Below are 24627 nucleotides of genomic sequence, written 5' to 3' on the forward strand. Positions count from 1 at the left end.
ATCGCGGACTTTAGCGCATAGATCGTATGCGCGCCACCGCATTAGTCTACGGCCGAACGCAGTAAGGAGACATCAATGGAAAATGCACAACACCCCATCGGCTCCGGTTTTGGCGCTCGCTCGACGGCTGACGAGGTGCTCGCCGGCATCGATCTCTCGGGCAAGCTCGCGATCGTCACCGGCGGCCATTCCGGCCTTGGGCTGGAAACGACCAAGGCGCTGTCGCGGGCAGGCGCGCATGTGCTGGTCGGCGCCCGCCGGCTGGAAGAGGCAGCCAAGGCGCTCGTCGGCATCGCCAATGTGGAGGTAGAAAGGCTCGATCTCTCCGATCTCGAAAGCGTGCGGCGGTTTGCCGAGCGCTTCGTCGCTTCGGGCCACAAGGCCGATATGGTCATCAATAGCGCCGGTATCATGGCCTGCCCTGAGACAAGGGTAGGGCCGGGCTGGGAGGCGCAGTTCGCCACCAACCATCTCGGCCATTTCGCGCTCGTCAATCATCTCCGGCCGGCGATTGGAAGCGGAGCCCGCGTGATTGCCGTCTCCTCCGGTGCCCACGGCATCACGCCCATCCGCTGGAGTGACGTCCAGTTCTTAGAGGGTTATGACCGGTGGCAGGCCTATGGACAGTCGAAGACCGCAAACGCGCTCTTTGCAGTGCATCTCGACAGGCGGGGCAAGGATGCCGGGATACGCGCTTTCTCGCTGCATCCCGGCAAGATCCTGACGCCGCTGCAGCGGCATCTGGAGAAGGAAGACATGGTGGCGGCCGGCTGGATCGATGCCGAGGGCAATGCCGCCGACCCGAGTTTCAAGACGCCCGCACAGGGTGCCACGACGCAGGTCTGGGCTGCAACCTCGCCGCGGCTCGAAGGGCTCGGCGGCCTCTATTGTGCAGACTGCGATGTCGCCACCATCTCCGATGACGGTGCAGAAACCAGCGTGCGCGCCTACGCCGTCGATCCCGACGAGGCGGCCCGTTTGTGGACGCTCTCGGCGGAATTGACCGGTGTAGATGCGTTCAGCAGCTAAGCGTGAATGCCGGGCGCCTCATAGCCGGTGCGCTCGACATATTCGCTATAGCCGCCGCCATACTGATGGATGCCCTCGGGCGTCAGCTCCAGCACGCGGTTGGAAAGGGCGGCCAGGAAATGGCGGTCGTGCGAGACGAAGAGCATCGTGCCTTCGAAATCGGCGAGCGCCTTGATCAGCATTTCCTTGGTGTCGAGGTCGAGGTGGTTGGTCGGTTCGTCGAGCACGAGGAAGTTCGGCGGGTCGAACAGCATCTTGGCCATGACGAGACGGGCCTTCTCGCCGCCCGAAAGCACGCGGCAGCGCTTGTCGACATCGTCGCCTGAAAAGCCGAAGCAGCCGGCGAGTGCGCGCAGCGGCGCCTGGCCGGCAAGCGGGAAGGAATCCTCCAGCCATTCCAGCACGGTGCGCTCGCCATCGAGCAGGTCCATGGCGTGCTGGGCGAAATAGCCGAGCTTGACGCTGGCGCCCAGCGTCACGCTGCCGGCGTCGGGATCGGCGGTGCCGGTGACCAGCTTCAGGAGCGTCGATTTGCCGGCGCCGTTGACGCCCATGATGCACCAGCGCTCCTTGCGGCGGACCATGAAATCCAGCCCTTCATAGATGGTGCGGCTGCCATATTTCTTGTGCACGTTCTTGAGATTGACGACATCTTCGCCAGAACGCGGCGCCGGCTGGAATTCGAAAGCCACCGTCTGCCGGCGCTTCGGCGGCTCCACGCGCTCGATCTTTTCCAGTTTCTTCACACGGCTCTGCACCTGCGAGGCATGGCTGGCGCGCGCCTTGAAGCGCTCGATGAACTTGATTTCCTTGGCAAGCATCGCCTGCCGGCGCTCGAACTGCGCCTGCTGCTGCTTTTCGTTCTGTGCCCGCTGCTGCTCGTAGAAACCGTAATCGCCCGAATAGCTGTTCAGCGAACCGGCATCGATCTCGATGATCTTGGTGACGATGCGGTTCATGAACTCGCGATCGTGCGAGGTCATCAGCAGCGCGCCTTCATATGTCCTGAGGAATTCCTCGAGCCAGATCAGGCTTTCGAGATCCAGATGGTTGCTCGGTTCGTCGAGCAGCATCACGTCCGGACGCATCAGCAGAATACGACCGAGCGCGACGCGCATCTTCCAGCCGCCCGAAAGCGCGCCGACATCGCCGTCCATCATTTCCTGGCTGAAGCTGAGACCCGCCAGAACCTCGCGCGCCCGGCCTTCCAGCGCATAGCCGTCCAGTTCCTCATAGCGCGCCTGCACTTCGCCATAGCGCTCGATGATCTCTTCCATCTCGTCCATGCGGTCAGGATCGGACATGGCCGCTTCCAGCTCGCGCAGCTCGGCGGCGACGATGCTGACGGGACCGGCGCCCTCCATCACCTCGGCAACCGCACTGCGGCCGGCCATTTCGCCGACATCCTGGTTGAAATAGCCGATAGTGACGTGCTTCTCGACCGAGACCTGGCCCTCATCCGGCAGCTCTTCGCCGTTGATCATGCGGAAAAGCGTCGTCTTGCCGGCGCCGTTCGGGCCGACGAGACCGATCTTTTCGCCGCGATTGAGGGCGGCTGTGGCTTCGATGAAGAGAATGCGGTGGCTGTTCTGCTTGCTGATATTTTCGATACGGATCATGTCTGACGCGGGGGCTTCAAGAGAATTTGGCGCCCTTATGCCACGGGTTTTCGCTCCTGTCTTAGTTTTTCAGCGTCATGAAGCTGTGATGTTGGAGATGGTGCGCCGGTATGACTGGAAATCGAGGCAGCCTCCCTTATTATCCCGACCCGTGGAGGAATTCATGGCCGACAGAACATCCGCCAAAGCGGCAGAACCGAAGTTGCTTTCCGGCGGCAATCCGCAGATCGCCAAGGGCGAGGGTGACGGCCCGGTGCAGGCCTATATCGCCGCCATGCCCGGCTGGAAGAGCGAGGTTGGGCGCCGCCTCGACGCACTGATCATGCGCGCTGTTCCCGATGCACACAAAGCCGTCAAATGGAACTCGCCGCTTTACGGCAAGAAAGGCGACGGCTGGTTCCTCGGCATCCATTGTTTCAACAAATACATCAAGGTCGCCTTCTTCCGCGGCGCTGCCTTGCGACCCGTTCCGCCGGGAGAATCCAAAACCGCGGAAACACGCTATTTCCACATCCACGAACGGGATGAGATCGACGAGGCGCAGTTTACATCTTGGGTGAAACAGGCAAGCGTGCTGCCCGGCGAGAAAATGTAAGGAGAGCCCATGAAGAAGGTGTCGACGACGAAGAAGGAAGCGGAACCCAAGGAAGCCTCTCCGTCCGAACGCATTGATGCCAAGATCGAGGAATTGGGCGATTGGCGCGGCGAAACGCTTGCCCGCGTGCGCGCCATCATCCGCGAGGCCGATCCGGAGGTGGAGGAAACGTGGAAATGGCGTGGCGTCCCGGTCTGGGAACATGCCGGCATCATCTGCACCGGCGAAACCTATAAGGCGGTGGTGAAGCTGACCTTCGCCAAGGGCGCTTCCGTGGAAGACCCCGCCGGCCTTTTCAACTCCAGCCTGGAAGGCAATACGCGCCGTGCGGTCGATATCCGTGAAGGGGAGGTGATCGATGAGCCGGCGCTGAAGGCGCTGGTGCAGGCAGCGGTGGCGCTGAATACCACGCGCAAATCCGCATCGAAGAAAGCAGGCGGCTAGATCGGCCTAAAGGCGTTTCGTGCCGCAACCGGTCACAAGACGTCCTATTCTTGTTCGATCAGGTCGACCGAAACCCGATAAGACGGAGGCTCTGTTGAAGGATTACCTTCCCTATCTGGCCGGCGGACTGGCAGGAATGCTGGTCGCCATCCTCCGCTCCAGCCTGTTGACGCTGACGGGAACGCCGCAGCTCGTCCTTTTTGCCCTGCTGCCGGCCGCTGGCGGGGCGGTGATTGAACGCCTCGTCCAGCGCCGCTCCGGAGATTCGTGAGAACAAATGGGGCGGCTGAAGGAAATCGTCATCGACTGCGATCATCCCTCCCGCGTCGCCCGCTTCTGGGCCGCTGCACTCGATGGTTATGAGATCTTGCCCTATGACGATCAGGAGATCGCCCGCCTCGCAGCGCTCGGCCTGACACCGGAGACCGACCCGGTGGTGATGGTAGAGGGGCCCGGCACGCGCCTCTGCTTCCACCTTCGCCGCGGGGAGCGGCCGGTCCGCAACCGCGTCCATCTCGATATCGCCGCCGATGACCGCGAAAAGGAGGTTGCGCGCCTGATATCGCTCGGCGCAACCTTCGTGCGTGAGACGGCTGACTACACCGTGCTGAACGATCCGGAAGGCAATAATTTCTGCGTGACCTCAGACTAGAGCCCGTCAGGCGTAGCCACCATTTCTTCTGAGAGCCGATCGAAGCCTGTGCCGGTGCCGCTTTCCCTGATGTCGCCATCCCTAGGGTCGCCAAAGACGGCCTGTTCGGTAAAGGTCATCAACGTCGTGGCGCCGCGCCCGGTAAACTCGACCGTCACCAGCGACGACGAGATGCTCCTGCCCGCCGTCAGCATCGTATAGGCATAGACGATGCGCTCGCGCGGGTGGATTTCGAGGTAGTGGGCGCGCATCGCCTGCTCGGTCCCGTCGGGCATGCGCCATGTCATGCGCTCGGCTCCGCCGACATCGAAGTCGAAATGATCTTCCGTCACCTGCCAGTCGGGATGGCAGGCCGTCCAGCGCCGCTTCAGCTGATGGTCCGACCAGAAACGGAAAGCATGCGCGACGCTGCCGGGCAGGTCGCGCTCGATGACGAAGGTTCGATGATTGACGGTGACACCCATCAGTGATCCCTTTCCTCAGGGGTTTCTGCCATCAGCACGGCAAGGCGGTCGAAGGCGGCATGCATCTCTGCCTGTCGCTGCTCGATCCACTGGTTGATGGCGCCGAAGGCCTGCTGCTGCATGCGATAGGTGCGCACGCGCCCGACCTTTTCGGAAATGACGATGCCGCTTTCTTCGAGAATGCGCAGGTGTTTCAGCACGGCCGGCAGGCCGACATCGGCGGGCTCCGCGAGTTCCGTGACGGAGGCCGGCCCCTTCGAAAGCTGCTCCACGAAGCCGCGCCGATAGGGATCGGCGAGCGCCTGAAACATCCGGTCGAATTCGGCTGGCGCCAGTTCTGCCATGACATTGCCTCAAGATACCAAGGCTTCAAGATAACGCGCTGGCATCGCCTCCCGATAGGGGAACATCGAAAAATAGGGTTGTGCTTCCGAGAGCACGCGTTTGACGGAAGGACGTTGTAAGAGACGCTCCAGATAGGAGGAAAGCGCCTGCTGCTCCCCGGTGAATGGATGGACGATGGAGGCGAAGAACAGGCCCGGCGCCGCCGCGCAATCGGCCATGGTAAAATCGTCCGCCGTCGCCCAGAGCTTGTCCCGCATATGAGCTTCGATCATCGTATAGGCCTGATCGAGCGTCGCACGCGCCTGTGCAACGCCGTGGGGATCGTGGGCATCCGCCGGGCGGATTCGGTCCGTGACGATCTTCTGCACAGGCACGCTCACGTAGAGATCGTAGAAACGGTCCCAGAGCCGCACCTGGAGCAGTTGTCCCGGATCGTCGGGCAGCAGCCGCGCCGGCCCCGGATAGTGAGTCTGCAGATACTCTATGATGATGCTCGTCTCCGGTATCGTCCGGCCGGCCGCCTGATCATGCAGCACCGGGATCTTGCCGACCGGCCACTTGTCGAGCAGCGCTGCCGCCGAGTTTGGGTTGCCGAAGTCGACGATCTCGCTGTCGAACGCGATCCCGTTTTCATAAAGCGCAATCAGCACCTTGTGGCAGAAGGAGGCGAGGGGATGAAGGTAAAGCGTGAGCGTCATGAAACACCTATAGTTTCCGGATTTGGAAACTATAGCGTCGCTAGTGCCATTCGGCAAGACACTTTCCAATTGCGGAAAGTTTTACGCGCAGCCGTCCGAAGATATCAATTTTCCAAGGCTCGATCCTATTTCGCGAACTTGCGTGCTCCTGCCACGCAGAGAATGACGGCAACCGTCACGGCAAGCATCGACCAGCTGACGGTTTCGCGCAGCAGCGTTGCGGCAAGCGCCAGGCCGAAGAACGGCTGCAGCAGCTGCAGCTGACCGACGGCAGCGATGCCGCCCTGCGCAAGGCCGCGATACCAGAAGATGAAGCCGATCAGCATGCTGAAGAGCGAGACGTAGGCGAGACCCAGCATGGCCGGCGTCTGGATAACGGTGAACGAGGGCGGCCGGTAGGCGATGGCAGCCACCAGCATGACCGGCAAGGATACGACGAGCGCCCAGGAGATCACCTGCCAGCCGCCAAGCCGGCGCGACAGTCTTGCCCCCTCGGCATAACCGAGCCCGCAGACGATGACGGCGCCGAGCATCAGCGCATCGCCGATAGGCGAGGCGGTCAATCCCTGCGTCAGCGCAAAGCCCGCGACCAGCGCGCTGCCGAGCAGCGAGAACAGCCAGAAAGCCGGCTTCGGCCGCTCACCGCCCCTGATGACGCCGAAGATTGCGGTCGCGAGCGGCAACAGGCCGATGAAGACGATGGAATGCGCAGAGGTCACGTGCTGCAGCGCCAGCGCCGTCAGTAAGGGAAAGCCGACGACCACGCCGAGCGCGATGACGACGAGCGAGATGAGATCCTGCCGCGAGGGCCGCTTTTCCCGGAAGGCTATCAGCAGGCAGAGCGCCAGGATGCCGGCAATCGCCGCTCGCGCCACCGTGAGAAACACCGGATCGAGCTGCATAACGGCGACACGTGTGGCCGGCAGCGACCCGCTAAAGATGAGCACGCCGATAAAACCGTTGATCCATCCGGTCGCTGTGCGATCCATGGTGGCACTCCTCTGTTTGCCCCATGCTTATCCGCCTTCGGCACTGGCGCTGCCAGCTACAGTTCGATACAGTTTGCTCAAACTGTTATGGTGAAGGAAGCAGTACGGATGGACGAGCAGATACAGGCAGGCAGCCGGGTCGGCATGGTCATGGCGACGATCCGCCAGCGCATTGCCGGCCGCAGCCTCACGCCCGGCGCCAAGCTGCCCTCGATCCGCAGCCTCTCGGGAAGCTTGAAAGTCTCCGCCTCGACCGTGGTCGATGCCTATGAGCGGCTGGTCGCCGAAGGCGCGATCCTCTCGCGTCCCGGTTCCGGCTTCTATGTCGCGAGCCAAACGGCGCCACTCTCGCTCGCCGATATCGGCCCGAAGCTCGACCGCGCCGTCGATCCCTTCTGGGTATCGCGGCAATCGCTGGAGGCGCAGGAAAGCGACCTCAAGCCCGGCTGCGGCTGGCTGCCGCCCGCATGGCTTCCGGAGGAGGCCATTCGTCGAACCCTTCGATCCCTGTCGCGCGCCGATGCGGCAAGCCTTTCCGATTATGGCTCCCCCCTCGGCCTCAAGCCGCTGCGCCAGCTGATTGCACGCCGCATGGCCGAACGTGGTATCGAGGCATCGCCGGACCAAGTCATGCTCACCGAATCCGGCACGCAGGCGATCGATTTCCTCTGCCGTTTCCTGATCGAGCCCGGCGATACCGTGCTGGTGGACGATCCCTGTTATTTCAATTTCCATGCGCTGCTCCGCGCCCACCGCGCCAAGGTCGTCAGCGTTCCCTATACGCCCTCCGGCCCTGATATCGAGCTCTTCGCCGAAGCGCTGACTGAGCATCGGCCGCGCCTCTACATCACCAATTCCGCAATCCACAATCCGACCGGCGCCACGCTCTCACCGGTTACGGCGCACCGGCTCCTGAAGCTTGCCGAACAACACGGCCTCACCATCATCGAGGACGATATTTTCGCCGATTTCGAATTGACGCCGGCACCGCGCCTTGCCGCCTTCGATGGGCTGGATCGCGTCATCCATATCGGCAGCTTTTCGAAAACGCTCTCGGCTGCTGCCCGTTGCGGCTTCATCGCGGCTCGGCCGGAATGGATCGAAGGCCTGATCGACCTCAAGATCGCCACCTCTTTCGGCGGTGCCCGGCTGAATGCCGAACTGGTGCTCGGCGTGCTCAGCGACGGCAGCTATCGCAAGCACACTGAGAGCCTGCGCAGCCGCCTTTCCAAGGCGATGTTCGATGTCACGACTCGGCTGAAGAGCTTGGGCATCCGCCCCTGGCTGCAGCCGCAGGCCGGCATGTTCCTCTGGTGTCACCTGCCGGATGGTCTGGATGCTGCGGCGGTCGCGCGTGCAGCACTTGCCCGGAATGTCGTGCTGGCACCCGGCAACGCCTTCAGCCTATCGCAATCGGCCACCGGCTTCATGCGCTTCAATGTTTCCCAGACGCTGGACAGCAGGGTCTTCGAGGTGCTTCGGGATGCACTCACGCAGGCGGAACGGTCGGCCGGGTGATACGCTGTCGCAGACCGATATTTCGGATGACAGGATCGATACGCAACAATATACAGTCAATTCTAACAGGTTCCCGCCGAACCGATCTTGCCCCGACCACACCTTGCGGATCACGACATGAAAGACTGGCATCCCGATCTCAGCCGCTCCTCGAGCCCCCGCTACATGGCAATTGCCGATCTCATCGAGATGGATCTGCGCAGTGGCGCACTGTCGGTCGGCGACCGATTGCCGCCGCAGCGGGAGCTCGCCAAACGCCTGAACATCGATTTCACCACAGTGGCGCGCGGTTATGTAGAAGCGCAGAAACGCGGGCTGGTGGATTCCCATGTCGGCCGGGGTACTTTCGTGACCGGCGGGAAGGGCAGGGAACGGCGCGATCTGATTGCCGAAGCCGCGCCCGATCCGCGCCGGACATCGGTGGTCGATTTTTCGATGAACCTGCCGCCGGAACCTGACGATCCCGAGTTGCTCGCCCGTATGCGCGAGGGCATGGCGGTAGTGTCGGCCAATCTCATTCCGCTGCTGCGCTATCAGGCATTCGGCGGCTCAGACATGGACAAGGAGGCAGCGGCCCTTTGGCTCAGCCGCCGCGGGCTCGTGCCCTCGCAGGAGCGCATCTTCGTGACACCCGGTGCCCATCCGGCGCTGCTGGCGATCTTTAGCCTGCTCGCAAAGCCCGGCGAGACCGTGCTTTCGGAAGCGATCACCTATCCCGGCATACGCTCGATCGCCGCCCAGTTACGGCTCGGTCTTTGCGGCCTGTCGATGGATAAGGAGGGCATCTTGCCCGATGCCTTCGCGGAAGCCTGCGAGCGCTTGCAGCCCAAGGCTCTCTACCTCAACCCAACCCTGCAGAACCCGCTGACGCTGACCGTTCCCGAAAAGCGCCGCGAGGAAATTGCCGCCGTCGCCCGCAAATATCATGTGCCCATTGTCGAGGACGACGCCTACGGCTTCATCCCGCTGCACGGCCCGCCGCCGCTGGCGGCAATCGCGCCCGATCTGACCTGGCATATTGGCGGTCTCGCCAAATGCATCGGCGCCGGTCTGCGCCTTGCCTATGTGGTCGCCCCGGACACCAAGGCGATCTGGCCCTTTGTCAGCGCCATGCGCACTAACAATGTCATGGCCTCGCCGATGACGGTGGCGCTCGCGACGCGCTGGATCGAGGATGGCACGGCAGACACGATCCTGCGGTTCATCCGCGCGGAGGCGGGTGCCCGCCAGCAGATGGTGGCGAATATCCTGCCCGAAGGCAGCTACAAAGCCGATCCGATCAGCTTCAACATCTGGCTGCCGCTCATCAACGGCTGGACCCGTTCCACCTTCGGCAGCCATATGCGCTCCTCCGGCATCGGCGTGGTGGCAAGCGACGTCTTCACGGTGGAGGGGGCGGCCCCGGAGGCCGTGCGCGTCTGCCTCGGCGGCCCGATCACCCGCGAGAGGCTGAAAGGCGCGCTGGATTTCATGGCGCATGCACTCGAGGGACCGCCGGAAATGTCGGCTTCGTTTTTCTGAGCTGCTGGTCCGTCTTTCGTTATCGATTCAATAAAAAAGACCCCTCCCCAACCCCTCCCCACAAGGGGGAGGGGCTTAAACTGCCGCACTCGCTTTCCAAATTTTCGACGTTTCGGATGAAGCGAGGCAGTGCGGCCGGGTTAGTCCCTCCCCCCTGTGGGGAGGGGTTGGGGAGGGGTCTTTTTCTCCGGCGCAAAATCTTGCCTTCCTCACGCCTCATAAACCCGACCCACAAAATCCCTGCGTCATTCTGACGAATAGACTCGCAATTTGCTTTCAATGTAATTATATTGTATGCATACATTATCAGGCATTGAATGTATTTTGCCGATGCCTAGAACCGCTGAAAGCGAGATCGTCATGGACGCCGAATATCCTCCTCTCCCTCCGATGCAGACCGGCATCCGGGGCCGCTGCCCGCGCTGCGGACAGGGACATATGTTCAAGGGTTTCCTTACGCTGCAGAAGGAATGCGAAGTCTGCGGGCTGGACTATTCCTTCGCCGATCCGGCTGATGGCCCCGCCTTCTTCGTGATCTGCTTCGCCTGCGTGCCGAGCGTGCTGCTGGGCGTGTGGCTGGAAGTCGCCTTCTCCGCGCCGCTCTGGGTCCAGCTTCTGGTGACCGGTCCCTTCATGTTCGCCACCTGTATTCCGCCATTGAGACCGCTGAAGGGATGGCTAGTCGCAAGCCAGTATTTCTATAAGGCGGAAGAGGGCAAGCTCGCCTGACGCCCCCAATGCGAGGCGTCACGCGCAAAGAGCGCGTGGTTGGGAATGCAAAGGCCGTTCGAGCTCCTCGATCGGCCTCTTTGCCGCGCATATGCGAACCATCGCATCGACGCTGGCAAGCCCTGACAAACATCCGCGAAAGACGCGCTTGGTATGCGCCCGAATTCTAGCCAAAATGTCGCAGATGGCATCTATGGGAACCTCTTGCGCTTTTGTACCGATCAGTACAATGATTAACGAAAGGTACAGTCGAGCAAGGAGACCAAGATGCCCGCACCACTTCCCCCCTTCACCCAGGAAACCGCAACCCAGAAGGTTCGCCTTGCCGAGGATGGCTGGAACAGCCGCGATCCGCAGCGCGTTTCGCTCGCCTATACGCCTGATAGCCAGTGGCGGAACCGCGCCGAATTCGCCACCGGCCGCGCCGAGATCGTCGCTTTCCTCACCCGCAAATGGGCAAAGGAGCTGGACTACCGGCTGATCAAGGAGCTCTGGGCTTTCACTGATAACCGTATCGCCGTGCGTTTTGCCTATGAGTGGCATGACGACAGCGGCAATTGGTTCCGCTCCTATGGCAATGAGAATTGGGAATTTGATGCGGAAGGCTTGATGCAGCGCCGTTTCGCCTGCATCAACGACCTGCCGATCAAGGAATCGGATCGCAAGTTCCACTGGCCGCTCGGCCGGCGGCCAGATGACCATCCGGGCCTTTCCGACCTCGGTCTTTGAGGCGGCCCCAAAGTGGCCCGGAAGTGATCCAAAGGTGAAGTGTGAAGACCGTTTATGAACGTGCCGATGTCGTGCCGCTGCTTGCCGAGGTCTTCCGCGAGCTCGGTTACGAGGGCACGACGCTCAGCCGCATCACCGAGCGTACCGGCCTTGGCAAGGGCAGCCTTTATCACTTCTTCCCCGGGGGCAAGGAGGAGATGGCGGCCGCCGTTCTTGCCGATGTCGACGGCTGGTTCGAACGCGCCATCTATGAACCTCTGCGCCGCGATGACGCGAGCGCGGCGATCGATGCAATGTGGGCGAACGTAATGGATTATTTCCGTTCCGGCAGCCGCATCTGCCTCGTCGGCGCCTTTGCGCTGGACGAAACGCGAGAGCGTTTTTCCTCTGCCATCCGGGACTATTTTGCCCGCTGGATCGAAGCGCTGCGCCGGGCGCTGATCCGCGCCGGCTGCGATGACGACGCCGCGCTTGCCGCCGCCGAAGAGGCAGTGTCCGGCATTCAAGGCGCGCTGGTGCTCTCGCGGGCGCTGGAAGACAGGGATATATTTGCCAGAACGATCAGCCGGCTGGCCGGAAGGCTGGCTGCAATGAAACGTGGGGATAGGCAATGGCCGCTGGCTCGGCAGAAGCGACGATACGGCAGATCGGACTACGGGTGAGGGATCAAAGACGGCCTCACCCGTCACGATTGTGTTTAGGCGTCGTTCTGAGAGGGCAGGCGGACCGGGCGCGGATGCTCGCGCTGCGTGCGCACCTGGCGCCACTCGTTTTCCATTTGGTCGACGATGTGCTGGGGGATCTTGGTCGGAGTTTCTGTGCTGGTTTGCATCTTATACCTCTTTTCCTCAGCAAGGATGTGCTTACGATTGATGCATCGCACAATAAAAACTGCGTGTAAATAAACCGGCGTCACACTTGAAACGATTAAATTAATTTCAATCGATTAAGCGGACGTTAACCACAACAGGCCTGCGAGAAGCGTATAATGACCGTCGCCTTCGACCGGCAATTCTTCTTCGATACCGTGCAGCTTTCGCTGTTCAAGGGCAGCCTCTCGCCGGGCCAGGTCGAAGGCATGAATGCTATCATCGACTACTGGGACGCGAACTTGGCTACCGCAGATCGGCGATGGCTGGCCTATATATTGGCCACCGCCTTTCATGAGACGGCCTACACGATGCAGCCTGTGCGCGAGACATTGGCGACAAGCGATTCCCGCGCCGTCGAGATACTCGAGACCGCCTTTGCGACCGGCCGGCTCTCCTGGGTGAAGTCGCCTTACTGGCGTGCGGATGAGGACGGCAAATGCTGGCTTGGCCGCGGGCTGGTGCAACTCACCCACAGGCGCAATTATGAGGCAATGAGCGAGATAACCGGTATCGATCTCGTTGCTCAGCCCGAGCGTGCCATGGAAATGGCGCCCGCCGTAACGATCCTGATCGAGGGCATGCTGCGTGGCAGCTTCACCAGCCACCGGCTCTGCGACCATCTCAATGACGAGAAGGAGGACTGGGTGAACGCGCGCCGCATCGTCAACGGCACCGACAGGGCGGAAAAGCTTGCCGAATATGGCCGAACCTTCCTCGCAGCGATCCGCCCCAGGGCCTGACGCGGCATTGTGGCCCGGTTGAAGGGCCACGCGGCGCGTGTTATCGCCCGGCCCAGGCCCAGAGAATTCAAGCCCAGAGAACTGCCACAGGAGTGCCGCGCGTGATCCGCCATATTGTCTTCTTCACCGTGCCGGAGGAAAACCGCGAGGCGGTGCGCAAGGGGCTTTCCATCCTGACAGGCATTCCGCATGCTCTGAAGCTGGAGATCGGCGAAAACGTCAAGACGGACCAGTGGGGCAACGCGATCGATTTCGTCGTCTACGGCGAATTCGAGAGCGAGGAAGCGCTCGCCGCCTATAAAGCGCATCCCGACTATGATCGCTCCACACGCACCGTAAAGCCGCTCCGCGATACCAGGATTGCGGCCGATTTCGACAGCGGCAAGGCAGTCACCCGGCCCCTGCAGAATTGACGGCAACGGTCGGGCCGCCCGGAAATTATCTAATACATTGAAAATGAATAAGTATTCTGCGGCGGCGGTTCATTTTGCCGTGCTTTCGGCGTAAGTCATTGATTCTGAATAAGTGACGCACCAAACATCGATCTTTTCTATAATAATTTCGTTCAGCAAACGCGGCCTCCGATTCTGAAATTCTTTACGCGTAAGTTGGGGGGTAAGTGGATCACTTATTCAGAATCAACGACTTAGCTCGAAAAACATGGCTTTAATGGGCTCATTTTGAAAATTCTTATTCAGATTCAAATAGATAGAGGGAATCCGGAATCGATGTCGGCTGCGGATGAATCGATCTGTGAAGGACCGGAAGCGCCTCTTGAGGGGAAAGCTGTAAATGATTCAAAAACCTAGCGGATCGGCCGCTCTCGACGCAGCATGAGCGGCTTTTGGCGGCTGATGGCAGAGTGGATTTTCGGCCTCCGGCCGGCGGGGCACTTTACCCGTTGCCGGTCAGGCCGGCTGCTCGCTCGGCTTGGCGCGGAGCACCAGGGCCATCAGCACCAGCACGAAAACCAGGGCGATGGCCGCAAGGACTGCGCCGGTAACGATCGTCGGGCCGGCGCCGATCCGGTCGAGGATGGCGGTGAAGATGACGGGTGCGATGGCGTTGGCAAGGTTCTGCGGCATCGACAGGCGCGCGGCCTGCAGCCCGTATTCCCTGGCCGAGAAGAGGGCGAGCGGCAGCAGCGCGCGGGCAACCGCAAGAACGCCGGAACCGAAACCGTAAAGCAGCACGAAGGTAACGAGCAGCGGCGTCGACGGCGAAACGAGAAATAGCATCAGAAAGCTGAAGAGCATCAGGCTGAGGCCCGTGACCGATGTCAGGATCGGATTGCCGCGCTTGCCGAGCAGCATGTCGAGCGCGCGCGCCGAAATGCCGATCACGCCGCGGGCCGAACCGAGCTGTAGGGCGAGGGCTGGCGATGCGCCGGTCTGACGGAAGATTTCGAGCAGCGATGGCGAAACGCCGAAGGTGATGAAGGTGGTGAGCGTGGTGCAGACGGCAATCAGCAGAAAGGCCTTGCGGCGGTCGGCCGGCGAAAGCGCCACCGGCGCTGTTTCGGCCGCTGCCCCCTGCATATGGCTGGCGACCGGCTTCGGCAGGCCGAAGAGATGCAGCGGCAGGCAGACGAAGAATTGCAGGCCGGCGGAGACGAGAAAAGTGATGCGCCAGCCGAAAGTCTCGTTGAGCAGCGTCAGGATCGGCCAGAAGATGGTCGCCGACAGACCGGTAAACAGCATGAGGATGGAGATGACCCGTTTGCCGTTTACCCCTTCGCGCTCCACGACCGCGGTATAGCACGGCGCGGAAAGGCCGAGCGCGCCGCCAAATCCGATCACGACCCAGGCGATGGCATAGGCAACGATATTTGTCGTGGCGGCAAGCAGCACCAGGCCGATCGCGAAGGTGATCGAGGAGGCGGCCAGCACTTTCGCCGCGCCGTAGCGGCCGAGCCAGCGCCCGGTCAACGGGCCGGCAAAGGCGCTGATCACCATCATGATGGTCAGTCCGGCAAAAATCGCTTCGTTGGGAAGCCCAAGTGAAGGCGCAATGACACGGCCCATGACGCCGAGCATGTCGAAGGTCGTGCCCCAGCCGATCAGCTGGGTGACTGCCAGCACGCCAACTGTCTGCGCCGTACGGAGAGAAAATGATGTTTGCATGATTCTGAAATGAAATGAAGAATGGCTGTAAAGCGATAGCAGTTTCAACCAGACGGCGAAAGGTTTGATCGACGGATGTCATGCGAATTTGACTGGCACCGAGATTTCGGTTGCGGCTGAAGGACATGCGCCCATCATTCAGGAATCACGCATATTTCGCGCTATAGTCGAGAATTGTTCTAAAAAACCTGCGTTACCGTGCATTCATTTGCCATTCAGGTCGCTTGAGTACATATTCGGAACAAGTTGGTATTACATTGAAAGCACGGACATGGCCTCTCTTCTGAGCGTCGCAGCACTGGCCGCCGGCCTGGCGGTTTCGGCGCCCTCGCCGGACGATACGCACACGCTTGTCCTGCGCGTGTCGGGCGATTGCAGCGCCGCGGCCCAGCAGGTCGTGGAGGAGACGGGCGGCCAGCTTCTTTCCGTGCAGCCGGTGGGCAATAGTTGCATCATAACCGTTCTCGTCCAGGGTAACGGCCAGCGTCCGCGCAAAGTGACGGTAAAGGTTCCGATGTAGGCGGAATCGGCTTATCAAGGTTCCAGTGATTTGCAGCGGAAGAAGGCGAAGCGATGCGCATTCTGGTAGTGGAAGACGACGTCAATCTGAACCGGCAGCTCAGCGACACGCTCAAAGAGGCGGGTTATGTCGTCGATCAGGCTTTCGATGGCGAGGAAGGGCATTTCCTCGGTGATACCGAGCCCTATGACGCGATCATCCTCGATATCGGCCTGCCTGAGATGGACGGCGTGACCGTGCTCGAAAAGTGGCGCGGCGCCGGCCGCACCATGCCGGTCCTGATCCTGACTGCCCGTGACCGCTGGAGCGACAAGGTCGCCGGCATCGATGCCGGCGCCGACGACTATGTGACCAAGCCTTTCCATGTCGAGGAGGTGCTTGCCCGCATCCGCGCACTGATCCGCCGTGCGGCAGGCCATGCCTCCTCGGAAATCATCTGTGGCCCGGTGCGGCTCGACACCAAGACTTCGAAGGCGATCGTCAACGGCGTGACATTGAAGCTCACCTCGCATGAATACCGGCTGCTTGCCTATCTCATGCATCACATGGGCGAGGTGGTCTCCCGCACGGAACTGGTCGAGCATATGTACGATCAGGATTTCGACCGCGATTCCAACACGATCGAGGTTTTCGTCGGACGCCTGCGCAAGAAGATGGGCGTCGATCTGATCGAAACGGTGCGCGGTCTTGGTTACCGCATCCAAGCGCCGACCAATGCGAATTAAGTCACTCACCGCACGCGTCCTGCTTCTGACCACGGTCTGGTCGACGGTGGCGCTGGTGGTGATCGGCCTGTTGATCTCGACGCTCTATAGACGTAGCGCGGAGCGCGGCTTTCAGGATCTGCTGCGTGCGCAGCTCTACAACGTCATCAATTCCGTGACGATCGGCGATCAGGGCGCTCTTTCGGGCAGTCCGCAGCTCGGTGACCTGCGCTTCGCCCAGCCGAAGACCGGCTGGTATTGGGTGGTGGAACCCCTCGGCACCTATACGACTGCGCCGCTCGTCTCGCCTTCACTGGGCTCGGCAACCATCCCCGTGCTGTCGGTCGTCGAAGCGCCGTTCGATAAGAATTACGAGCGCTATTATCAGGTAACGGACGCAGCCGGGAACCGCGTGCAGGTGGCAGAAACCGAAGTGGTGCTCGACACTGACGGCCGTGCGGCCCGCTTCCGCGTGACCGGCAATGTCGATGTCGTGGAAGATGATGTCCGCAATTTCTCTCACCGCCTCTATCTGGCGCTTGCCGGCTTCGGTGTGGGCAGTCTCATCGTCAATGCGCTCGCCATTCTCTATGGCCTCAAGCCGCTGGACAAGGCGCGGGCCGCCCTGGAGCGCATCCGCGCCGGCGAAAGCGAGCAGCTGAAGGGCGATTTCCCGCGCGAGATTCTGCCGCTTGCCAATGAGGTCAATGCGCTGATCGACAGCAACCGCCGCATCGTCGAGCGGGCGCGCATGCAGGTCGGCAATCTCGCCCATTCGCTGAAGACGCCGATCGCCGTGCTGCTTAATGAAGCCCGGGTGCTTGAGCGCTCGCATGGCGATCTCGTGCGCAACCAGGCCGAGGCCATGCAGGGCCAGGTGCAGTCCTATCTCAACCGCGCCCGCATCGCCGCCCAGCGCGAATCCGTCTTGGCGCGCACCGAGGCCGAACCGGCGCTGGAGCGGCTGGTGCGGGTCATGCGCCGCCTGAACGTCGAAACCGAATTCGAACTGATCGTCCAGCCGCCGCATCTGGCCGTCGCCATGGAGCAGCAGGATCTGGAGGAAACTGTCGGCAATCTCCTGGAAAACGCCGCGCGTTTCGCCAAGAGCAAGGTGCGTCTCTCGGCCGTCGAAGCCGGCGAGGACGTGAAGGGAATAGAAGCCAGCGCCAGAAAGCACTGGGTGGAGCTTTCCGTCGAGGACGACGGTCCGGGTCTGGAGCCTGACCAGATCCGCGAGGCTCTAAAGCGCGGCCGAAGACTGGATGAGAGCAAGCCCGGAACCGGTCTCGGCCTTTCCATCGTCACCGAGATTTCCAACGAATATCAGGGCCGGCTGGAGCTCTTTCGCGGGGAGTGGGGCGGGTTGAAAGCCAAGCTTATTCTGCCGGGTGTGACAAAGGATGTTGCATGAGCAACTGCTTGATGTCACAAAGATACTGGCAAATGTATAGCATGCTTTGCCTTAATGCTGACACGGGGACTCTGCACTTCGATCGGCTGATTTTGACACCCCTGATCGTGGTTCGATTGCAATGACTTTACGTTGGCAAGGCATGATCCTTTCTTCGCTGGCCGTCGCCGTTGCGCTCTCTGGCTGCACGACGACGAAGGGCGCCGCTACGCGCGGTCTTTTTGGCGGCGGTAAGCCCCCGGCTTCGGCCGCGTTCATCGCGGCATTGCAGGGCGGTATCGTCGCCCGCACCGGCGTGGAGCTTAGTGACAGCGACAAGCAGCGGGCGCTGGAAGCCGAATATCGTGCGCTCGAAGGTGCTGCCGTCGGACAGCCGGTCACCTGGACCGGCCGTGATGCGAAGGGCAGCGTCGTGGCAGCCGCACCGTATCAGGTCGGCTCGCAGAACTGCCGCCAGTACACTCACACAGTGACTGCCGATGGCAAGGACACGCTGGCGCGCGGTGCGGCCTGCCGCAACGAAGACGGTACCTGGTCGCCGCTCGGCTGAGCATTCTTGCCCGTTATCCTTGCGGCCAAAAGCCTCAAATCTTCGTCAACGAGGCATTGTCAGTTGGAATGAAGGCGCGCTTCAAGTAATTGGGCCGATATGCTGTTCTGGATTCTCGTGGCCTTTCTGACGGCGGCCGTCGCCGCCATTCTGCTTTACCCCCTTTTGCATGGGGGAAAGGCGGTCGAGGATACGCGTGCCGGAGAGGCCGCCGTCTATCGCGATCAATTGCGTGAGCTCGACCGGGATCTCTCAGGTGGCTTGATCAGCGCCGACGAGGCCGATTACGCCCGAGCCGAGATTGGCCGGCGCCTGATCGCGGTTTCCGGTGCTGCCCCGGCAGAAAAGCGGGGGTCTGCACGGCATCATCACCTGACCGAAGCCTTTATCGTTCTGCTCCTGCCGGTCATCGGGCTCTGTCTTTATATCAATACCGGCAGGCCCGACCTGCCGTCGCAGCCGCTAGAGGCGCGGCTTGCCAATCCCGGCAATGACATGGCCGTGCTCGTCGCCAAGGCGGAGCGTCATCTGGCGCAGAACCCCGATGACGGAAAGGGCTGGGATGTGCTGGCGCCGATTTATTTCGGCACCATGCGGCTCTCCGATGCCGAGACCGCTTATCGCAACGCCATTCGCCTGCTGGGGCCGAGCCCCGCCCGTCTCGACGGTCTTGCCGAAACGCTGATGGCAATCTCCGAAGGTGTGGTGACGGATGATGCGCGCAGGGCGCTGGAACAGTCGCTGACGCTCGAGCCGAACAACCCGCGTGCACGTTTCTATATTGCCTTGAGCCTGGAACAGGCGGGCAAGCCGGATGAGGCGCGGGAGGCCTTCGAGGCGCTGGCGAAGCAGTCACCCGCCGATGCGCCGTGGCTGCCGCTGGTCAACGAGCATATCGCCAGGAACGGGGGCATGGCGGTTACGCCTCCTGCTCAACCTGCCGCACAGCCGCCCGCTCTGGGCGGGCCGACGGAGCAGGATGTGGCGGCGGCTGATACTATGAGCACCGGCGATCGCCAGCAGATGATCCGTAGCATGGTGGAGGGCCTGGATGCCAAACTGTCTGCCGATCCCAACAATTTCGAGGGCTGGATGCGTCTTATCCGCTCCTACGCCGTTTTAGACGACAAGGATCGCGCCGCAACTGCCGTGAAGCGCGGAATTGCTGCCTTCCCGGCTTCGGGCGATCAGGGCAGGCAGCTTCTGGCGCTGGCGAGAGAACTCGGCATTGCCACTGAAGAATCAGGCGCCACCGAAGGATCGGTAGCGACGGAAGGAAAGAGTAAATGACGCGCAAGCAGAAACGTCTGGCGGTGATTGCCGGCGGCATGAGCTTCATTGCCGCTGCCGTGCTGCTCGTCATGTTCGCCTTCAGCCAGTCGGTCGCCTATTTCTACATGCCGGGCGATCTTGCCAACAATCCGGTGGCGCCCGGCACCCGCATCCGCCTCGGGGGGCTGGTCGGAGCAGGCAGCGTCATGCGCGGCGAGGGTTCGGTAGTGCGCTTTGCCGTCACCGATCCGAGCGGTGAGATCGTCAATGTCCGCTACCAGGGCATCTTGCCGGACCTGTTTCGCGAGGGGCAGGGGGTGGTGACTGAGGGAACGTTCGAGACCGGCAGCAACGTCTTTACCGCCGATACCGTCCTTGCCAAGCATGACGAGACCTATATGCCGAAGGAAGTAGCCGACAAGTTGAAGGCCGAGGGCCTGTGGCAGGAGGGCAAGGGAGCCGCACAGCAAGGTCAGGCAGCAAAAGGCCAGGAAGCCCAGGGGCAAGAGGTAAAAGCGACACGATGATCATCGAGATCGGCCACTATGCGCTGGTTCTGGCGCTCGCTACCGCGATCGTCTTGTCGCTCGTGCCCGTCATCGGCGCAAGGCGCGGCGATCAGGCGATGATGGATGTGGCGCCCTTGGGCTCCATCCTGCTCTTTGCCCTCGTCGCCTTCTCATTCGGCGTGCTCACCTATGCGCACGTCGTCTCCGACTTCTCGGTCCGCAACGTCTGGGAGAACTCGCATTCGCTGGTGCCGCTGATCTATAAATATTCCGGCGTCTGGGGCAATCATGAGGGATCGATGATGCTCTGGCTCCTGATCCTGTCGCTGTTCAGTGCGCTGGTGGCGCTCTTCGGCCGCAATCTGCCCGATAGGCTGAGGGCTAATGTTCTCTCGGTGCAGGCCTGGATCTCGGTCGCCTTCATCCTCTTCATCCTGCTGACCTCCAATCCGTTCGCCCGCCTCGATCCGGCCCCGGCCGAGGGCAAGGACCTGAACCCGGTGCTGCAGGATGTGGGCCTCGCCATCCATCCGCCGCTCCTCTATCTCGGTTATGTCGGCTTCTCGGTCTGCTTCTCCTTTGCCGTCGCCGCCCTCCTTGATGGCCGCATCGATGCCGCCTGGGCGCGCTGGGTGCGGCCCTGGACGCTGGCTGCCTGGACCTTCCTGACGCTTGGCATCGCCATGGGCTCCTATTGGGCCTATTACGAGCTCGGCTGGGGCGGCTGGTGGTTCTGGGATCCGGTGGAAAACGCCTCCTTCATGCCGTGGCTTGCCGGCACCGCACTTCTGCACTCGGCGCTCGTCATGGAAAAGCGCGAGGCCTTGAAGATCTGGACGGTGCTTCTTGCCATCCTCACCTTCTCGCTGTCGCTGATGGGCACCTTCCTGGTGCGCTCCGGCGTGCTGACTTCCGTCCATGCTTTCGCCAGCGACCCGAGCCGCGGCGTCTTCATCCTTTGCATCCTCCTGATCTTCATCGGCGGGGCGCTGTCGGTCTTTGCCTTCCGCGCGCCCCTCCTGTCGGCCGGTGGGCTGTTTGCGCCGATCTCGCGCGAGGGGGCGCTCGTCGTCAACAACCTGATCCTGACGGTTGCTTGCGGCACGGTCCTGACCGGCACGCTCTATCCGCTGGTCCTGGAGACGCTGACCGGCGACAAGATTTCGGTCGGCCCGCCCTTCTTCAACCTGACCTTCGGCCTGCTGATGGCGCCGCTTCTGGTCATCGTGCCCTTCGGACCGCTGCTTTCCTGGAAGCGCGGCGACCTGCTCGGCGCCCTTCAGCGGCTCTACGTCGTCGCCGGTCTCGCTTTCGTCGCAGCGCTGGTCTTCTTCTATATCGAACATGGCGGGCCGGTCATGGCCGTGCTTGGCCTTGCTGCCGGCCTGTTCCTGATCCTGGGCGCTGTTGCCGATCTCTGGTATCGCGCCGGTATCGGCAAGGTGAAGGCGGATATCGCCTGGCGACGCTTGACCGGTCTGCCACGCTCGGCCTTCGGCACGGCATTGGCCCATGCCGGGCTTGGCATCACCGTGCTGGGTATCGTGGCGGTCACGACCTTTGAGACCGAGCACGTGGTCGAGATGAAGCAGGGCCAGTCGACGGAGGCCGGCGGCTACAGCATCGTCTTCGACGGCATGCAGCCGGCGACCGGCCCGAACTATACCGAGGAGCGCGGCCACTTCTCGATCCGCCGGGCCGGTGCCGAGGTCGCCGATGTCTGGTCGGCCAAGCGGCTCTATAGCGCAAGGCAGATGCCGACGACGGAGGCCGGCATCCTGACCTTCGGGCTCAGTCAGCTCTATGTCTCGCTCGGTGATGCCACGAAGGATGGCGGCATCGTCGTGCGCATCTGGTGGAAGCCGTTCATTCTCTGCATCTGGGGCGGGGCGCTGGTCATGGCGACAGGCGGCTTCGTGTCGCTGACCGACCGGCGCCTGCGTGTCGGCGCGCCGAGCAGGAAGGGGAAACCAGCCAAGCCGGCAGCACCTGCGATGGAGCCGGCGGAATGAGGCGCCATCCCCAACCTCCCTCATTCCTGTGCTTGTCGCAGGAATCCAGCGTGCCCAAGTCCTTGGGCACGGGAGACTCATTCAATTTTGGAAGTGATTCATTCACGGCGCGGACGCGCCGTGGCTGGATTCCTGTGACAAGCACAGGAATGAGGGGAGGAGAGGCTCGGCGCATCTCGCAAATGTCGCGGTGTCTCTCACGCTTGCTTGTCGTCCTGTTCGTCCTCTTCACGCCCCTCTCGGCTTTCGCCGTCAACCCGGACGAGATGCTCTCCGACCCGGCCCTGGAAGGCCGCGCCCGGACCCTGTCGGCGGAACTGCGCTGCATGGTCTGCCAGAACCAGTCGATCGACGATTCCAATGCCGATCTCGCCAAGGATCTGCGCCTTCTTGTGCGCGAGCGCATCACCGATGGCGACAGCGATGAGCAGGTGCTGAACTATATCGTCTCGCGCTACGGCGAATTCGTGCTGCTGAAGCCGCGCTTCAGCCTGCGCACGCTGTTGCTCTGGGGTGCTCCCGTGCTGCTGATCCTCGCAGGCGGCGTCTCCCTCATCGCCTTTGCCCGCAGGCGAGCCGGCAAACCCACCGGCAGCAAGCTGACCGCCGAAGAACAGGCAAAGCTCGACGAACTGCTGGAAAAGTAAAAGCCATTCCGCCGCAGAGGCCGCGGAATTGCTGATCTTCAAGACTTCCGATAGGGAAACAGCGCCCGCACGGCGGGATCGCGCAGCCACAATCCGCCCCACATGAACAGGCCGAGATAGATGCTGAACAGGATATGGCTGAAGAGCGGGCTCCCGGCGCGGATCTGTGTCGCCATGGCTCCACCGAGCAGCCCCATCATCAGCATCGCCCCGAAGACGCTCGTCTGCGGGATGAGATAGAGCACGAGACAGGTGAGCTCGATCAGGCCGATCATCAATACATAGCCGTTCGGCCATCCGAGCTGGGTCATCGTTTCCTCGGCGACCGGCAGGCCCAGAAGTTTGGGCGCGATCGACGCGCCGAGCATGAAGAGCGCGAAAAGCGCGGTCAGCACGCGACCGGTCCAGATCATGGCCCTTTCGCTCATGGCTGACCTGCCGGGATCGTATTGACCATCCAGGGTGTGCCAAAGCGATCGGTGAACATGCCGAAGCCCGGCGACCAGAACGTCGCGTTGAAGGGCATGGTCACCTTGCCGCCTTCCGAGAGCGCGTCGAAGACCCGCCTGGTCTCTGCCGCATCCTCGCTGTGATAGGTGGCGCTGAAGCCTCCCATATCCTCCTGATATCCGGGAGGCGCGTCACAGCCCATCAGGGACTGGTCGCCGACATCGAGCCAGGCATGCATGATCTTGTCCTTGAAAGACGGATCGATCGGCATGTCGCCGGGCGCCTCGGCGAAGGTAAACATGCCGTTCAGCTTGCCACCCAGCACCTTGGCGTAGAATTCGAAGGCCTGACGGCATTCGCCTTTGAACACGAGATTCGTTACGAGTTTCATGGTCCTCACTCCCTTTGATGTCCCTGCGTTGCAATCCAGCTTTCCAGTCTGCCGAAGGTGCTTTCCCAGCCATATCTGTGTCCGAAAAGGCTCTCTTCGGATTTCAGGTCCGCATGAGTGAAATCCATCCGCGTGCGGCCGTCGGCCAATTCCTCGAAGACGACGGTCACCAGTGTCCCGACCGGCTCGCCATCCTCATGCGAGTTCTCCCACTGAAAGGTGAAGGAGAGGCGCGATGGCTCTTCGATCTCCCTGTAGACGCCGCTCTGCCACAGCAGGCGGCCATCTTCCGCATTCTTCAGGCATGCCCTGTAGGTGCCACCGATGCGCAGATCCTGCACGACGCTGACGGCCGGCCATTCGACGGGACCGAGCCAGGCGACGACCATCTCCGGCCGTGTCCAGGCGGCCCATAGGAGAGCACGTGGTGCATTGAATATCCGCTGCATATGCAATGTGGGGCGCGATAGCTGATCGGCCATGATATTCCCCTTGTCGTGATTGAAAATGCGGGTCGACGGTCAGTTGCGAGGGTCGCTGTCGTCCGTTCTCTGGATTTTTTGCAGGTAGCCGTCCAACCGGTCGAAGCTCGATTCCCAGAAGCGCCGGAATTGCTCCAGCCAGTCGGCAATGCTCTTCATGGCCATCGGCTCAAGCTTGGCCGGCCGCCATTGGGCCTCCTTGCCCCGGCTGATGAGGCCAGCCTTTTCCAGCACCTTCAGATGCTTCGAGACGGCCGGAAGGCTCATGTCGAAGGGGGCTGCGAGCTCGTTGACCGAAGCCTCGCCCTCGGCCAGCCGCGCGATGATCGCCCGGCGCGTGGGGTCTGCAAGGGCTGCGAAAGCGGCGCTGAGAGTATCGGTCTGCATGATGTGCCTCGTATATAACCCTATGGTTAAATACACGTTGTAGCTTCTACTGTCAACCGATCGGTTAAATGCGCATCTGCGAATTGGCTTCGCCCCGGCGTGCAGCCAAAGAATGTCAGGACATTACGAATTTTTCATGGGCCGGACAGTTCGCAGTAAGGTCTGGCGTCCTATATCTCGATCATTCACGGATCCGGCATCGCCCGGAACGAGATCTGAACA

31 protein-coding genes are annotated in these 24627 nt (G+C 61.7%); 20 read left to right on the top strand and 11 right to left on the bottom strand.

Annotation, left to right across the window (positions count from 1 at the left end; all coding sequences use genetic code 11):
* Positions 1-75: 75 nt before the first annotated feature.
* A complete protein-coding gene (locus tag FHX15_RS12075; RefSeq protein WP_184397299.1) occupies positions 76-1029 on the top strand; it encodes an SDR family NAD(P)-dependent oxidoreductase in 954 nt (317 codons plus the stop codon).
* Here the strand turns inward: FHX15_RS12075 and FHX15_RS12080 are convergent.
* Positions 1026-2648 (bottom strand): ABC-F family ATP-binding cassette domain-containing protein, encoded by a 1623-nt coding sequence (locus tag FHX15_RS12080; protein WP_184397301.1) that lies wholly within the window; start codon positions 2646-2648, stop codon positions 1026-1028. The two genes, FHX15_RS12075 and FHX15_RS12080, sit on opposite strands and share 4 nt — an antisense overlap.
* A gap of 163 nt (positions 2649-2811) precedes the next feature.
* Here FHX15_RS12080 and FHX15_RS12085 point away from each other — a divergent pair, with 163 nt between their 5' ends.
* The 4 genes from FHX15_RS12085 (at position 2812) to FHX15_RS12100 (ending at position 4339) form a co-directional block, all read left to right on the top strand.
* Complete coding sequence (locus tag FHX15_RS12085; RefSeq protein ID WP_184397303.1) at positions 2812-3243, top strand: DUF1801 domain-containing protein; 432 nt, start codon at positions 2812-2814, stop codon at positions 3241-3243.
* Positions 3244-3252: 9 nt separating this feature from the next.
* Positions 3253-3687 carry a DUF1801 domain-containing protein gene (locus FHX15_RS12090; protein ID WP_184397305.1) on the top strand — a complete coding sequence of 145 codons (435 nt, stop codon included), beginning with the start codon at positions 3253-3255 and terminating at the stop codon, positions 3685-3687.
* Positions 3688-3781: 94 nt separating this feature from the next.
* Positions 3782-3958, top strand: coding sequence for a hypothetical protein (locus FHX15_RS12095; RefSeq protein WP_184397308.1), 177 nt, complete (start codon positions 3782-3784; stop codon positions 3956-3958).
* 6 nt (positions 3959-3964) lie between these two features.
* Positions 3965-4339: a VOC family protein gene (locus FHX15_RS12100; RefSeq protein ID WP_184397310.1), complete on the top strand. Its 375-nt coding sequence runs from the start codon at positions 3965-3967 to the stop codon at positions 4337-4339.
* Here FHX15_RS12100 and FHX15_RS12105 read toward each other — a convergent pair.
* The 4 genes from FHX15_RS12105 to FHX15_RS12120 all read right to left on the bottom strand — a co-directional run bounded on the left by FHX15_RS12105 (position 4336) and on the right by FHX15_RS12120 (position 6835).
* Entirely contained in the window at positions 4336-4803 is a 468-nt protein-coding gene (locus FHX15_RS12105; protein ID WP_184397312.1) for an SRPBCC domain-containing protein, read from the bottom strand. The two genes, FHX15_RS12100 and FHX15_RS12105, sit on opposite strands and share 4 nt — an antisense overlap.
* Positions 4803-5147, bottom strand: a complete 345-nt coding sequence (locus tag FHX15_RS12110) for a metalloregulator ArsR/SmtB family transcription factor (RefSeq protein ID WP_184397314.1) — start codon at positions 5145-5147, stop codon at positions 4803-4805. The genes FHX15_RS12105 and FHX15_RS12110 overlap by 1 nt, the downstream gene beginning before the upstream one ends.
* A gap of 9 nt (positions 5148-5156) precedes the next feature.
* Positions 5157-5846, bottom strand: coding sequence for a glutathione S-transferase family protein (locus FHX15_RS12115; protein WP_184397316.1), 690 nt, complete (start codon positions 5844-5846; stop codon positions 5157-5159).
* Positions 5847-5971: 125 nt separating this feature from the next.
* The gene (locus FHX15_RS12120; RefSeq protein WP_184397318.1) at positions 5972-6835 is read right to left on the bottom strand and encodes a DMT family transporter; all 864 of its coding nucleotides are present in this window, start codon (positions 6833-6835) and stop codon (positions 5972-5974) included.
* Between the two features lie 87 nt (positions 6836-6922).
* On the opposite strand from FHX15_RS12120, the gene FHX15_RS12125 reads away from it, so the two are divergent.
* The 5 genes from FHX15_RS12125 (at position 6923) to FHX15_RS12145 (ending at position 11994) form a co-directional block, all read left to right on the top strand.
* Positions 6923-8353, top strand: a complete 1431-nt coding sequence (locus FHX15_RS12125) for a PLP-dependent aminotransferase family protein (protein WP_184397320.1) — start codon at positions 6923-6925, stop codon at positions 8351-8353.
* Positions 8354-8470: 117 nt separating this feature from the next.
* A complete protein-coding gene (locus FHX15_RS12130) occupies positions 8471-9874 on the top strand; it encodes a PLP-dependent aminotransferase family protein (RefSeq protein WP_184397322.1) in 1404 nt (467 codons plus the stop codon).
* Between the two features lie 360 nt (positions 9875-10234).
* Complete coding sequence (locus FHX15_RS12135; RefSeq protein WP_112970624.1) at positions 10235-10603, top strand: DUF983 domain-containing protein; 369 nt, start codon at positions 10235-10237, stop codon at positions 10601-10603.
* 267 nt (positions 10604-10870) lie between these two features.
* Positions 10871-11332: a nuclear transport factor 2 family protein gene (locus FHX15_RS12140; RefSeq protein ID WP_184397324.1), complete on the top strand. Its 462-nt coding sequence runs from the start codon at positions 10871-10873 to the stop codon at positions 11330-11332.
* Between the two features lie 41 nt (positions 11333-11373).
* Positions 11374-11994: a TetR/AcrR family transcriptional regulator gene (locus FHX15_RS12145; protein ID WP_184397326.1), complete on the top strand. Its 621-nt coding sequence runs from the start codon at positions 11374-11376 to the stop codon at positions 11992-11994.
* A 35-nt stretch (positions 11995-12029) separates the two neighbouring features.
* Here FHX15_RS12145 and FHX15_RS31450 read toward each other — a convergent pair whose 3' ends face one another.
* Complete coding sequence (locus FHX15_RS31450; RefSeq protein ID WP_281413815.1) at positions 12030-12164, bottom strand: hypothetical protein; 135 nt, start codon at positions 12162-12164, stop codon at positions 12030-12032.
* A gap of 156 nt (positions 12165-12320) precedes the next feature.
* Between FHX15_RS31450 and FHX15_RS30950 the strand changes: the two genes are divergently transcribed.
* Positions 12321-12944 carry a hypothetical protein gene (locus FHX15_RS30950; protein WP_246778944.1) on the top strand — a complete coding sequence of 208 codons (624 nt, stop codon included), beginning with the start codon at positions 12321-12323 and terminating at the stop codon, positions 12942-12944.
* A gap of 101 nt (positions 12945-13045) precedes the next feature.
* Complete coding sequence (locus tag FHX15_RS12155; protein WP_184397328.1) at positions 13046-13357, top strand: Dabb family protein; 312 nt, start codon at positions 13046-13048, stop codon at positions 13355-13357.
* A 495-nt stretch (positions 13358-13852) separates the two neighbouring features.
* Here the strand turns inward: FHX15_RS12155 and FHX15_RS12160 are convergent, their stop codons facing one another.
* Positions 13853-15067, bottom strand: coding sequence for an MFS transporter (locus FHX15_RS12160; RefSeq protein ID WP_184397330.1), 1215 nt, complete (start codon positions 15065-15067; stop codon positions 13853-13855).
* Positions 15068-15338: 271 nt separating this feature from the next.
* On the opposite strand from FHX15_RS12160, the gene FHX15_RS12165 reads away from it, so the two are divergent.
* From FHX15_RS12165 to FHX15_RS12200, 8 genes are all read left to right on the top strand, one after another.
* A complete protein-coding gene (locus FHX15_RS12165) occupies positions 15339-15587 on the top strand; it encodes a hypothetical protein (RefSeq protein ID WP_184397332.1) in 249 nt (82 codons plus the stop codon).
* 53 nt (positions 15588-15640) lie between these two features.
* Entirely contained in the window at positions 15641-16312 is a 672-nt protein-coding gene (locus FHX15_RS12170; RefSeq protein ID WP_184397334.1) for a response regulator transcription factor, read from the top strand.
* Positions 16302-17705 (top strand): HAMP domain-containing sensor histidine kinase, encoded by a 1404-nt coding sequence (locus FHX15_RS12175; RefSeq protein WP_184397336.1) that lies wholly within the window; start codon positions 16302-16304, stop codon positions 17703-17705. The genes FHX15_RS12170 and FHX15_RS12175 overlap by 11 nt, the downstream gene beginning before the upstream one ends.
* A gap of 121 nt (positions 17706-17826) precedes the next feature.
* On the top strand, positions 17827-18255 hold the full coding sequence (locus FHX15_RS12180; RefSeq protein WP_184397338.1) for a hypothetical protein: 429 nt from the start codon (positions 17827-17829) through the stop codon (positions 18253-18255).
* 99 nt (positions 18256-18354) lie between these two features.
* Positions 18355-19545: a c-type cytochrome biogenesis protein CcmI gene (gene ccmI / locus FHX15_RS12185; RefSeq protein WP_184397340.1), complete on the top strand. Its 1191-nt coding sequence runs from the start codon at positions 18355-18357 to the stop codon at positions 19543-19545.
* Complete coding sequence (ccmE, locus tag FHX15_RS12190; protein WP_184397342.1) at positions 19542-20054, top strand: cytochrome c maturation protein CcmE; 513 nt, start codon at positions 19542-19544, stop codon at positions 20052-20054. The genes ccmI and ccmE overlap by 4 nt, the downstream gene beginning before the upstream one ends.
* Entirely contained in the window at positions 20051-22048 is a 1998-nt protein-coding gene (locus FHX15_RS12195; protein ID WP_184397344.1) for a heme lyase CcmF/NrfE family subunit, read from the top strand. Before ccmE ends, FHX15_RS12195 begins: the two co-directional genes overlap by 4 nt.
* Positions 22049-22197: 149 nt before the next feature.
* Positions 22198-22695 carry a cytochrome c-type biogenesis protein CcmH gene (locus tag FHX15_RS12200; protein WP_409527011.1) on the top strand — a complete coding sequence of 166 codons (498 nt, stop codon included), beginning with the start codon at positions 22198-22200 and terminating at the stop codon, positions 22693-22695.
* 38 nt (positions 22696-22733) lie between these two features.
* On the opposite strand, the gene FHX15_RS12205 is transcribed toward FHX15_RS12200, so the two are convergent.
* Genes FHX15_RS12205 through FHX15_RS12220 form a run of 4 tightly spaced genes read right to left on the bottom strand, consistent with a single transcriptional unit; the run spans position 22734 to position 24405 of the window.
* Positions 22734-23123 carry a DoxX family protein gene (locus tag FHX15_RS12205; RefSeq protein ID WP_184397348.1) on the bottom strand — a complete coding sequence of 130 codons (390 nt, stop codon included), beginning with the start codon at positions 23121-23123 and terminating at the stop codon, positions 22734-22736.
* A complete protein-coding gene (locus FHX15_RS12210; RefSeq protein WP_184397349.1) occupies positions 23120-23536 on the bottom strand; it encodes a VOC family protein in 417 nt (138 codons plus the stop codon). The genes FHX15_RS12205 and FHX15_RS12210 overlap by 4 nt, the downstream gene beginning before the upstream one ends.
* Positions 23537-23541: 5 nt before the next feature.
* Positions 23542-24018 carry an SRPBCC domain-containing protein gene (locus FHX15_RS12215; protein ID WP_184397350.1) on the bottom strand — a complete coding sequence of 159 codons (477 nt, stop codon included), beginning with the start codon at positions 24016-24018 and terminating at the stop codon, positions 23542-23544.
* 39 nt (positions 24019-24057) lie between these two features.
* The gene (locus tag FHX15_RS12220; protein WP_184397352.1) at positions 24058-24405 is read right to left on the bottom strand and encodes a helix-turn-helix transcriptional regulator; all 348 of its coding nucleotides are present in this window, start codon (positions 24403-24405) and stop codon (positions 24058-24060) included.
* Positions 24406-24627 lie beyond the last annotated feature (222 nt).

This window comes from Rhizobium sp. BK650 (genome assembly GCF_014195325.1).
In the GTDB taxonomy this organism is placed as follows: Bacteria; Pseudomonadota; Alphaproteobacteria; order Rhizobiales; family Rhizobiaceae; genus Rhizobium.